General features: G+C 35.8%; 9 protein-coding genes. All 9 read left to right on the forward strand.

Going from position 1 to position 11860, the window contains the following annotated elements; all coding sequences use genetic code 11:
• The first annotated feature begins 68 nt into the window (after positions 1-68).
• The 9 genes from IEW94_RS04530 (at position 69) to IEW94_RS04570 (ending at position 11780) form a co-directional block, all read left to right on the forward strand.
• Complete coding sequence (locus IEW94_RS04530; protein WP_188650461.1) at positions 69-2288, forward strand: RelA/SpoT family protein; 2220 nt, start codon at positions 69-71, stop codon at positions 2286-2288.
• A gap of 24 nt (positions 2289-2312) precedes the next feature.
• The gene (locus IEW94_RS04535; protein WP_188650462.1) at positions 2313-2765 is read left to right on the forward strand and encodes a Fur family transcriptional regulator; all 453 of its coding nucleotides are present in this window, start codon (positions 2313-2315) and stop codon (positions 2763-2765) included.
• Positions 2766-2778: 13 nt separating this feature from the next.
• Positions 2779-4056, forward strand: a complete 1278-nt coding sequence (locus IEW94_RS04540; RefSeq protein WP_188650465.1) for an adenylosuccinate synthase — start codon at positions 2779-2781, stop codon at positions 4054-4056.
• A gap of 174 nt (positions 4057-4230) precedes the next feature.
• Positions 4231-6312 (forward strand): OstA-like protein, encoded by a 2082-nt coding sequence (locus tag IEW94_RS04545; protein ID WP_188650467.1) that lies wholly within the window; start codon positions 4231-4233, stop codon positions 6310-6312.
• Positions 6313-6322: 10 nt separating this feature from the next.
• Positions 6323-7507 (forward strand): aspartate aminotransferase family protein, encoded by a 1185-nt coding sequence (locus IEW94_RS04550; RefSeq protein WP_188650470.1) that lies wholly within the window; start codon positions 6323-6325, stop codon positions 7505-7507.
• A gap of 156 nt (positions 7508-7663) precedes the next feature.
• Entirely contained in the window at positions 7664-9052 is a 1389-nt protein-coding gene (locus IEW94_RS04555) for a tetratricopeptide repeat protein (RefSeq protein ID WP_188650472.1), read from the forward strand.
• Between the two features lie 55 nt (positions 9053-9107).
• Positions 9108-10028 (forward strand): polyprenyl-phosphate transporter, encoded by a 921-nt coding sequence (locus IEW94_RS04560; protein ID WP_188650474.1) that lies wholly within the window; start codon positions 9108-9110, stop codon positions 10026-10028.
• The gene (locus tag IEW94_RS04565; protein ID WP_188650476.1) at positions 10028-11047 is read left to right on the forward strand and encodes a DUF368 domain-containing protein; all 1020 of its coding nucleotides are present in this window, start codon (positions 10028-10030) and stop codon (positions 11045-11047) included. The genes IEW94_RS04560 and IEW94_RS04565 overlap by 1 nt, the downstream gene beginning before the upstream one ends.
• A complete protein-coding gene (locus IEW94_RS04570; protein WP_188650478.1) occupies positions 11040-11780 on the forward strand; it encodes a shikimate dehydrogenase family protein in 741 nt (246 codons plus the stop codon). Before IEW94_RS04565 ends, IEW94_RS04570 begins: the two co-directional genes overlap by 8 nt.
• Positions 11781-11860: the final 80 nt, after the last annotated feature.

The raw sequence follows: 11860 nt of genomic DNA on the forward strand, positions 1-11860 counted from the left end.
CTTTTTTTTATTAAATAGTAAACCATTAAAGTGTTGCTTGTTAATATTCTTTATAGTATTTTTAAATCATGACAGACGTAGAAATAGAAAAAGAAAATACCGCCATTACCAAAGCGTACAAAGAGCTTTTAAAGGTTAGTTACAGAACGCTTACCGATGAAGATAAAAAACTCATCAGAAGTGCTTTTGACGTGGCGCTTGAAGGCCATAAAAACCAACGTAGACGCTCTGGTGAAGCCTATATTTTCCATCCGCTTGCCGTGGCCAGAATTGTGGCCAAAGAAATAGGTTTGGATGCGACCTCTATTGCGGCTGCCTTATTGCATGATGTGGTTGAGGATTGTGACGATTATTCTATTGACGATATTGAACGCCTTTTTGGTAAAACAGTGGCTAAAATCGTTGATGGACTTACCAAGATTTCCTCTTTGAGCAAAGAACAGGATATGGATGTGTCCTTACAGGCCGAGAATTTCCGGAAAATGCTTCTTACACTAAATGACGATGTGCGGGTTATTATCATTAAAATTGCTGACCGACTTCACAACATGCAAACCATGGACGCCATGCGCCCTGATAAACAAGTGAAGATTGCATCAGAAACACTCTATATCTACGCACCTCTAGCCCATAGAATTGGCTTGTACAATATTAAAACTGAACTAGAAGATTTAGGTTTAAAATATACTGAACCAGAAGTTTACAATGATATTCTATATAAAATAAAGGAAAGCAAGGAGGAACAAGATCAATATATTAAGGAATTCAGTCAGGTTATTCAAACGTCTTTGGATAAAGAACACTTAAACTATTCCATAAAAGGAAGGCCAAAATCCATTTTCTCCATCCGAAGGAAAATGCTCAAGCAAGGTGTGTCTTTTGATGAAGTCTATGACAAGTTTGCCATTAGAATCATTTATAAAAGTGATTATGAAAACGAAAAGTTCTTGGCTTGGAAAATCTACTCCATCGTTACCGATCATTTCAGGCCCAATCCCGTCAGGCTTCGCGATTGGATTTCGTCACCAAAATCAACGGGCTACGAAGCGCTTCATATAACTGTGATGGGGCCAAAAGGCCGATGGGTTGAAGTGCAAATACGCAGTGAGCGCATGAATGAAATTGCCGAAAAAGGATATGCAGCCCATTACAAATACAAACAAGGCAACGAGAAAGAGGACAATCTGGAAAGTTGGATTAACAAATTACAGGAAGCCCTTGAAAATCCTGATATTAATGCAGTGGATTTTGTTGAACAATTTAAACTGAACCTATACTCTAAGGAAATCTTTGTATTTACTCCAAAAGGCGAACTAAAATCCTTGCCAAAAGGTGCTACGGCTTTAGACTTCGCATTCAATATTCACTCAGAAGTCGGTATGAAAACCCGCGGTGCCAAAGTTAATGGAAAACTGGTACCATTGAGTCATGAGCTACAAAGTGGGGACCAAGTGGATATCTTAACATCAGAAAGTGCCAAACCCAATGCCAACTGGTTGGATTATGCTACAACTGCTAGAGCTAGAAGCAAGATAAAATCGGCTTTAAAAGAGGACAAAAAACGCATTGGTGAAGACGGCAAGGAAATTTTGAGGCGAAAATTAAAACAGCTTAAAATCACGCTAAACGAGTCCAGTATTAATGAGTTGGTCAATTTTTTCAAGCTCAAAACCAGTCTGGACTTGTTTTACAGAGTCGGCATTGGTACCATTGATAATGCCATGTTAAAGGATTTTGCTTCAAAACGAAGCAACGCCTTGATGAGTTTTATCAAAAATAAGATAACCAGAAAGGCCAACATCAATAAAGAAGACTTAGAAAAAGAAGAAGTCACGGCTAACTATGATTCTCTTGTTTTTGGTAAAGAAGAAGAAAAACTGGACTATAAATTGGCCAATTGCTGCAACCCCATTCCGGGTGATGAGGTATTTGGCTTTTTAACAGTTGCAGAAGGTATTAAGGTTCATAAAAAAAACTGCCCCAATGCGGTTAGTTTACAATCAAATTACGCTTATAGAATCATGTCTGCCAAATGGATAGATTCCACACAACAAGAATTTTTAGTTCAAATCTTGGTGTCTGGCATTGACCACATGGGGCTTGTCAATGACATCACCAAAGAGATTTCTTCCAATATGCACGTCAATATGAAAAGCTTAAGTTTTGAGAGTGATGATGGTTTGTTCAGCGGTAAAATCAATGTAATTGTAAAGAACAACACACTTGTTAAAAAATTGTTAGAAAAACTTAAAAAAATTAATGGTATTGATAAAGTGACTAGAGTTTAAAAAGTGTAAATTTGCAATGAGCTTATGAATGTGAAAGCAGATACAAAGAACCAAGAGATTGTTAAGAGTGTTTTTACAAACTTCTTAGAAACCAACGGGCACCGCAAAACTCCTGAACGCTACGCTATACTTCAAGAAATTTACAATAAAAGTGAACACTTTGATATAGAATCGCTATATCTAAGCATGAAAAATAAAAAATATCGGGTATCGCGCGCTACACTTTACAATACTATTGAATTGCTTCTGGAATGTGGGTTGGTTAGAAAACACCAGTTTGGACAAAACCAAGCACATTACGAGAAATCATACTTTGATAGGCAACATGACCACGTGATTCTTACTGATACCGGTGAGGTCATTGAGTTTTGTGACCCACGAATACAATCCATCAAAAAAACAATTGAAGAGGTTTTTGATATTGAAATCAATAACCATTCACTCTACTTTTACGGAAACAGAAAAACAAACAAATAATTAAATTTTTACAATGGCAGTAGATTTACTACTAGGTTTACAATGGGGAGACGAGGGCAAAGGAAAAATTGTTGACGTACTAACCTCCAAATACAATATTATTGCACGTTTTCAAGGTGGCCCCAATGCAGGCCATACTTTAGTTTTTAACGGAAGAAAACATGTGCTTCACACCATTCCTTCAGGGATTTTTCATGATAACACCACCAATCTAGTTGGTAACGGTGTGGTCATTGACCCGGTTATATTTAAAAAAGAATTGGATAAACTTGAGGAACAAGATGTTGATTACAGAAAATCACTATTAATTTCTCGCAAAGCACATATTATCCTGCCTACGCATCGGTTATTGGATGCAGCCAGTGAAGCCTCAAAAGGGAAAGCTAAAATTGGCTCAACCCTCAAAGGTATTGGTCCAACCTATATGGATAAGACCGGTAGAAACGGCATTCGTGTAGGTGATTTAGAATTAAACGATTGGAAAGAACGCTATAGAGCATTAGCAGACAAACATGAGTCTATGATTGCTTTTTACGATGTTGACATCCAATATGATTTGTGCGAATTGGAAAAAGAATTTTTTGAAGCTGTTAAGGTTTTAAAATCCATAACCTTTATTGATTCTGAAGAATACATCTATCAAGCGCAAAAAGAAGGAAGAACCATTTTGGCTGAAGGTGCTCAAGGTTCGTTGCTTGATATTGATTTTGGGACCTACCCGTTTGTAACATCCAGTAACACAACAGCTGCTGGAGCTTGTACCGGTCTAGGTGTATCACCAGGACAAATTGGTGATGTGTTTGGCATATTTAAAGCCTATACAACCCGTGTGGGTTCAGGTCCATTCCCTACCGAGTTGTTTGATGAAGATGGCGCTACCATGAGTAAAGTCGGTAACGAATTTGGAGCAACCACAGGTAGACCAAGACGTTGTGGTTGGTTGGATTTGGTAGCCTTACGTTATGCTTGCCAAGTAAATGGTGTGACCCAATTAATGATGATGAAAGGTGATGTACTGTCGGGTTTTAAAACCTTAAAAGTTTGTACCGCATACAATTATAAAGGTGACATAATTAAGCATTTCCCGTATAATATTGACCCTGAAAATGTAGAACCTATTTATACGGAGTTTAAAGGTTGGAATGAAGATTTAACAGGCATGTCCGAAGCCAGTCAGCTTCCAAAAGCATTGAACGACTATATTGCGTTTTTAGAAAAAGAACTGGAAATCCCAATCACGATTGTATCGGTTGGACCCGATAGAAAACAAACTATTTTTAGACACCAATAGGTTTTCAAAATATACTGATATTCACAAAAACGCTTCAAAAAATTTTGAAGCGTTTTTTGATTCGTTATACTTAAGCATGATAATTATCGTTATTTTTGCCCAAACATTTCTAATTTGAACAGATTAAAATCTACATACATTTTATTTCTTCTTTTTGTCTTATCTACATGCAATATGCTAGCACAAGAACAAAAAAAAATAGATATTGAATATTCTGGTTTTTTGAATTTTGATGAAGCCAATTATCCGGGTGCGAAAATCTTAACGCGAGACGATTCGCAACAAATCCATATTATCCATGAAAGCATCAATGTATGGTGTGACAAAGCCTACTACTATGGCAACGAGAATTTCATTGAAGCTTACGGCCATGTAAAAATGATACAGGGAGATACCATTAATATGAGTTCAAAATATGTTGAATATAGTGGCAAAACCCAATTGGCATTTGCTAGTGGCGATGTGGTGTTGACCGACCCAACTTCAACAATTAAAACAGATACCTTATACTTCGACCGTGTTAAGCAACAAGCCTTTTACAGAGATGGCGGTACCGTTGTAAAAGATACCTCTGGAACCATTACCAGTAAGATTGGTCGGTATTACATGAACGAAAAAAAATACCAATTTGTAACTGATGTGGTTTTGGTAAATCCTGATGCGACCATCAAATCTAATTTTTTCGACTTTTATTCAGAAACCGGTCAGGCTTATTTGTATGGCCCCTCAACCATCACAACAGACGAAAGTACGACCTATTGTGAAAAAGGGTATTATGACACCAAGGCCAAGATTGGCTATGCCATGAAACACGCTAAAATAAACTATGATAACAGAATTATTGAAGGGGACAGTTTATATTTTGATAACAACAAAAGTTTTGCATCGGCAACCAATCATATAAAAGTAACGGATACCTTAAATCACAGTATTGTGAAAGGTCATTATGCTGAGGTTTATAAAGCAAAGGATTCAGTTTTCATAACAAAACGCGCATTGGCAATCACTGTACAAGAAAACGATTCCATTTATATGCATGCTGACACTTTGATGGTTACGGGAAAGCCAGAAAATCGCATTACCAGAGCCTTTAGAAATGTACGCCTTTATAAATCTGATATGAGCGGCAAAGCGGATTCTGTTCATGTAGACCACGCCAAAGGGCTTACCCAACTTATCAATATCTCAAAGTTATCAAGTACCGATGCCTTTGCTACCAAAAGACGGCCTATTTTGTGGAACATTGGCAATCAAATGACAGGTGATACCATCTATTTGATTTCCAATCCTGAAACCGAAAAACTGGATTCCCTCATCGTATTCAAAAATGCTTTTTTAATAAGCAAAGACACGCTTGGCGCTGGTTTCAACCAAATTTCAGGACAACGGTTAGTGGGATTATTTAATGAAGACAATGACTTAGAAACGGTTGATATTATTAAAAATGCCGAATCTATTTATTATTTCAGAAATGATAAAAACGAATTGGTTGGTATAGACAAAGCCAAGTCTGGAACCATTAAGATTTTTTTGGAGAACAAAGAAATTGAGGAGGTTAGAAAAATCAATCAAATTGACGGTAAAATTTATCCCGAATCTGATTTTCCCGAAAAAGAGAAAATACTAAAAGGATTTGACTGGCGCGAAGAAGAGCGTTTGACCAGTATAGAGGATTTATTTAAAGACGACCCTCCCTTGGTCTTACCCAAAATAAAAGGTTTGGATGATTATGTGCCGCAAGAGGACTTTTTTGATGATGCTATGATGGAACGCATTAAAGAGGCTGGTAAAAATGATACTATTAATAGAGCGGCAAGAAATATCCCTAAAAAAGAACCTAAACTTACTAATTTATTAAAATCAAATACAGATTTTTTATCATCTGATTGGTTTAAAAAAGATGTTATAGTTAGTTCTAACTCGTCAATATCATTTGACAAAACTAAAACAGCCAATGAATTATCAGGCGTGGCTTCAAAAAATGGTTATCTATTGCAAAAGGTTGCAAAAACACAAGGAAATTTTAAATTTTCAATATGGCTAAAAGGCAAAGGGCTCATTAGGATTGCATTACAAGAAGCCAGTAATGATTATACAAATTATGCCATAAAAGATATTAAACTAACTAAGGAATGGACTAGATATGAGATAAATTGTATAAAGGAAAATGACGGAAACAATTTAAGAGCTGTATTAAGTGATATTCATTCATCAGATTTTGTTAAAGCTTGGGGTCCTGAATTAATAGAATTATAAAAAAGAATACGTGAACCAAGATTTCTTTAAATATCAAGCACAAACCACTCCACATCCGTTGGCAATGGAAGTTTCCCATGCCAACGGATCGTATATTTATGATTCAAACAAAAAAGCTTATCTAGATTTTGTGGCTGGCGTTTCGGCATGCACACTAGGTCACAGCCACCCAAAAGTCATCCAAACTATTAAAGAGCAATTGGATAAGTACATGCACGTAATGGTTTATGGTGAGTACATTCAAAAACCAGCGGTTGAACTTACCAAACTATTAGCTAAAAATCTTCCCTACCCTTTAGAGAAAACCTATTTGACGAATTCAGGGACAGAAGCTATCGAAGGTGCTTTAAAACTGGCTAAACGAGCAACGGGCAGAAGCGAAATCATCGCGGCTAACAAAGCCTACCATGGCAACACGATGGGATCCATGAGTGTCATGGGCTATGAAGAACGCAAGCAAGCTTTTAGACCTTTAATTCCTGATGTTCGATTTATAACCTTTAATGATGAAGCAGATTTATCATTGATAACCACAAAAACAGCCTGCGTTATTTTAGAGACCATACAAGGTGGTGCGGGTTTTATTGAACCAAAAAACGGCTACTTAAAAAAAGTTCGTGAACGTTGTAATGCTGTCGGGGCTCTATTGATTTTAGATGAAATACAACCAGGAGTAGGTCGAACAGGAAGACTGTTTGGTTTTGAGCATTATGATTGTATCCCTGATATTTTGGTGACCGGCAAAGGTCTAGGTGGCGGTATGCCCATAGGTGCATTTACAGCTTCTGGTGAATTAATGGATTTGCTTCAAGACAATCCTAAGTTAGGACACATCACGACCTTTGGTGGGCACCCTGTTATTGCCGCATCGGCATTAGCTACTTTACACGAAGTTATTGAGAGTGATTTAATGCCTCAAGCGTTGGAAAAAGAGCAGCTTTTTAGAAAGCTTTTAGTTCATCCGTTAATTACCGAAATACGCGGAAAAGGCCTTATGCTGGCTATTATGTTGCCCTCAAAAGACATTGTAGATACGGTTGTTCTTAAATGCCAAGAGCAAGGTTTGATCCTTTTTTGGCTGTTATTTGAGCCAAAAGCAGTCAGAATAACGCCGCCTTTAACCATTTCAAAAGAAGAAATCATAAAAGGCTGTACTATAATTATAGATATTTTGAATAGTATTCACATAAAATAGATATACAATAACCTTTTGAATATCAATCATAAACAACTCTTTTTCTACATAAAAGGTTAACCTGTTCATTACTTTGTTAAAAACATTTGACACATTTTTCCTGAAAAAACAATTAGAACCTTAAATTTATTCGTGTAGAATCTTACAAACGTGCTTATGGAGTATAGCTCTAACGACAACAATAGTTTGCCTCTTACTAAATTTGAATCCATGTTAAAAACAAACAATGTGTTGTTTTTTGATTCAGAAGAGTTTGAAAACATTATCCACCATTACCTCAATCAAGGAAAAATGTCTTTAGCAAAAAAAGCTATTAAATTGGGGTTAGACCAGCATCCTACATCAACCAACTTAAAACTGTTCAAGGTTGAGGTTTATGTGTTTGAAAACAAACTTGTTCAAGCTGATTCGCTTTTAAATGAGCTCTATCAATTAGAGCCTATGAACGAGGAAATCTATATTCAAAAAGCCAATATCCTCTCTAAAAAAGATGAACACTTACAAGCTATTGATGTGCTTAAAAAAGCTCTGGAATTAACCGATGATGTGGTAGACCTTTATTCTTTAATAGGCATGGAATATCTGTTTCTGGACCAATTTGAAAACGCCAAGACTTACTTTATGAAGTGTTTGGAAGAGGACATTGAAGATTATTCAGCACTTTACAACATTATCTATTGCTTTGATTTTTTGGATCAAAACACCGAAGCCATTGAATACCTTAATCTGTTTCTGGATGAAAACCCGTATTGTGAAGTCGCTTGGCATCAATTAGGCAAGCAATATTTTACTTTAAAAGATTATAAAAAGGCTCTGGCTGCTTTTGATTTCGCTATCATTTCAGATGATACCTTTGTAGGTGCTTATCTGGAAAAAGGAAAGGTACTTGAAAAATTAAAGCGCTATGAAGAAGCCATTGAATTTTACAGCATCACACTAAAACTGGATGACCCTACCTCCTTTGCTTTGCTGCGTATAGGCAATTGTTACGAAAAATTAAAAAAGGATGATTTAGCGGTTCAATATTATTACAAAACCGTACATGAAGATCCATTATTGGATAAAGGTTGGATTGCCATTACCAGGTTTTACAACAGACGAAAAAACTACCAAAAAGCCTTATATTATATCAACAAAGCCATTAATATTGATAGCCAAAATGTGATTTATTGGAAATTATATGCTCAAATAAACATGCGCTTGAATTTATATGAAGAAGCTGAACGCGGTTTCAAAAAAACCTTGGAATTAGGTAATTATGAATTGTCCACATGGATTTCGCGTGGCGATTTGCTCTTAAAATTAGGCGAGCCAGAAGCAGCCGTTTATAATTTTGAACAAGCTGTTGAATTTTATCCAGAAAACGCCGAACTGGAATACCGCTTGGCTGGTTTGTACTTTATATTAAATGAAACCGATAAAGGCTCGTTCCACTTAAAAAACGGCTTAAAATACAATTCAGAATACACCTTTATACTAGATGAACTATTCCCTGAAGTATGCCATAAAACCCAAGTTAAAAACTTACTAAAAACCAAACTATAAACAAGGCTCTAATAAAAAAATGTATACCTTTGGTTTTAGCATTTAAAATCAACTTATGCAAAGACGTTTTATAGAGTATGTGGTAATTTCACTAAAAGGAATCGCTATGGGAGCAGCCGATGCCGTTCCTGGTGTTTCGGGCGGTACCATTGCATTTATTTCCGGTATTTACGAAGAATTAATCAACACCATTAGCAATGTCAATGTTGGTCTATTTAAAACACTTTTCAACAAAGGTTTCAAAGCCTTTTGGAATGAGTTAAACGGTAATTTTATTCTAGCACTTTTAAGTGGTATTATAGTCAGCTACGTGTCTTTTATGCGGCTTGCCAAATACTTGTTGGAAAACCACCCCGTTTTGATTTGGTCCTTCTTTTTTGGTTTGATTATCGCTAGTATCTATTTTGTTGGCAAACAAATCACTAAATGGAATGTCATTACCTGTTTAGGTTTATTTCTTGGCGCAGTAATAGCATATTATATTTCAACGTTATCATCAATGGCCAATAATGACAATGACTTATTTCTGTTTTTTGCTGGTGCTTTGGCCATCTGTGCCATGATTTTACCTGGTATTTCCGGGTCTTTTATTTTGGTCATTTTAGGGGCTTACAAAACATTAAGTGATGCGCTGCATGATTTTGATTTGAAGAAAATTGCCGTATTTGCCTGTGGAGCCATTATCGGACTATTAAGTTTTAGCCATTTATTGAAATGGTTGTTTAAACACTATCACAACCTTACATTGGCCATTCTCACCGGTTTTATATTTGGTTCATTGAACAAAGTATGGCCTTGGAAAGAAACACTCACTTGGCATATCAACTCAAAAGGTATTGAAGAACCCTTGCTAGAAAAAAGCATATCTCCATTTTCGTATGCTGGAGACAATCATTTAGTATTTGCAACTGTCCTGATGATTATTGGCTTTTTTACTATTTTTATTCTTGAAAGATTAGGTTCAAAAAAAGATTAATGGAAAGTACCCGAACTCTTAGCGATAAAATATTCCTAATCCTTAAAGGTTTAGGAATGGGTGCTGCCAATAAGGTTCCTGGTATTTCTGGCGGCGTGGTTGCTTTTGTTGCCGGTTTTTATGAAGAGTTTATTTATTCCTTACGAAAAATCAATGCCAAAGCCTTTAAATTGCTCATTAATGGGAGATTTAAAAGCTTTTACAAATATGTTAACGGACGTTTTTTGGGTCTTTTGTTCTTTGGAATGATTGTCAGTTATTTTAGTATTTCCAAGGCGCTGGATTATCTTATAAAATACTACGAATTGTATGTTTGGAGCGTTTTCTTTGGAATGATTATCGGCTCCATATACTACATCAACAAAGATTTTAAGGATTGGAATTATAAAACCTATCTGTCACTGTTTATCGGCATTGTATTGGGCATGAGTGTAAGCTTTTTAAGCCCTGCAAAAGAAAATGACAACTTATGGTTTGTATTTTTCTGTGGCATCATCAGTGTTTCCGGTATGACACTTCCAGGCTTTTCCGGATCCTTTATTCTTATTCTACTGGGAAATTATGTGTTGCTTTTGGTAGAATCGGTCAATGCACTATTTGATACGTTTTTTGATATTTTTGAATGGGATTTTAGCTTTATACACAATTTTGAACGCATCCGCATGCTTAAAGTCCTGCTAGTATTTACATTGGGCTCATTAACAGGATTAATCACATTTTCCCACTTGTTGAGTTATATTCTAAAGCATTATAAAAGCATAACCATTTCAACAATTATCGGTTTCATTATTGGGTCACTGGGTGTAGTATGGCCATGGAAAAAAACCATTTACAAACTCAATGAAACTGGTCAGTTTATATTTGACTCCCGAGGTGAAAAAGTGATTGCTAACTACAAACGCTATATTCCTGAATTAGGTTCAGAAACGTATTACGCCATTGCATTTATTGTATTAGGCATTGCCATTGTACTGGCACTTGAAATATACGGTCAAAAAACAAGAAAATCACATGCATAAACTAGGGCTTTTAGGAAAAAACATTTCATATTCGTTTTCCAAAGCATATTTTAAAAAAAAGTTTGAAGACGAACAGATTGATGATGTATCATACGAAAACTTTGATATAGATGATATTAACGCATTTCCCGCTCTAATTAAAAACACTATAGGTCTAAAAGGCATGAATATAACCATTCCATATAAGGAAGCTGTTCTTCCGTTTTTAGACAAACTCAATAAAAAAGCCGAAGAAATTGGTGCCGTTAATACCATTAAAATAACAAAAGAGAACAAGCTTATTGGTTATAATACCGATTGCTATGGTTTTAAAAAATCACTTAAACCTTTTTTGAAACCACATCATAAAAGTGCCTTGATTTTGGGCACTGGAGGTGCCAGCAAAGCTGTTGCCTATAGTTTGAAAAAATTGAACATCAAACATTTATATGTGTCTAGACATGCAAGAAAAGGGGTTGATCTTACTTACGATACATTAACTAGAGATATTATAAAACAGCATCTGCTTATTATCAATTGTACCCCTTTAGGAACATTCCCAAATATTGAAGACTGTCCCAACATTCCTTATGAAGCCATAACCAATGACCATATTCTATACGATTTAATATATAATCCCGAAGAAACTACTTTTTTAAAACAGGGCAAACAGCAGCATGCCACTACCATAAATGGGCTTAATATGCTTAAATTTCAAGCAGAAAAAGCTTGGAGTATTTGGAATTTATCTTAAAATCAATAATTTAAGCATTAAAATTCATTCTCTCTTTTGTAAATACTGCAGTTGTTACTATATTTAAACAATAAAGAGAT

It is taken from the genome of Yeosuana aromativorans (genome assembly GCF_014646655.1).
In the GTDB taxonomy this organism is placed as follows: domain Bacteria; phylum Bacteroidota; class Bacteroidia; order Flavobacteriales; family Flavobacteriaceae; genus Yeosuana; species Yeosuana aromativorans.

Excerpts from the sequence above, each read along its gene's own strand:
- IEW94_RS04530 (WP_188650461.1), top strand. The coding sequence starts at position 69 with ATGACAGACGTAGAAATAGAAAAAGAAAATACCGCCATTACCAAAGCG.
- IEW94_RS04535 (WP_188650462.1), top strand. The coding sequence starts at position 2,313 with ATGAATGTGAAAGCAGATACAAAGAACCAAGAGATTGTTAAGAGTGTT.
- IEW94_RS04540 (WP_188650465.1), top strand. The coding sequence starts at position 2,779 with ATGGCAGTAGATTTACTACTAGGTTTACAATGGGGAGACGAGGGCAAA.
- IEW94_RS04545 (WP_188650467.1), top strand. The coding sequence starts at position 4,231 with ATGCTAGCACAAGAACAAAAAAAAATAGATATTGAATATTCTGGTTTT.
- IEW94_RS04555 (WP_188650472.1), top strand. The coding sequence starts at position 7,664 with ATGGAGTATAGCTCTAACGACAACAATAGTTTGCCTCTTACTAAATTT.
- IEW94_RS04560 (WP_188650474.1), top strand. The coding sequence starts at position 9,108 with ATGCAAAGACGTTTTATAGAGTATGTGGTAATTTCACTAAAAGGAATC.
- IEW94_RS04565 (WP_188650476.1), top strand. The coding sequence starts at position 10,028 with ATGGAAAGTACCCGAACTCTTAGCGATAAAATATTCCTAATCCTTAAA.
- IEW94_RS04570 (WP_188650478.1), top strand. The coding sequence starts at position 11,040 with ATGCATAAACTAGGGCTTTTAGGAAAAAACATTTCATATTCGTTTTCC.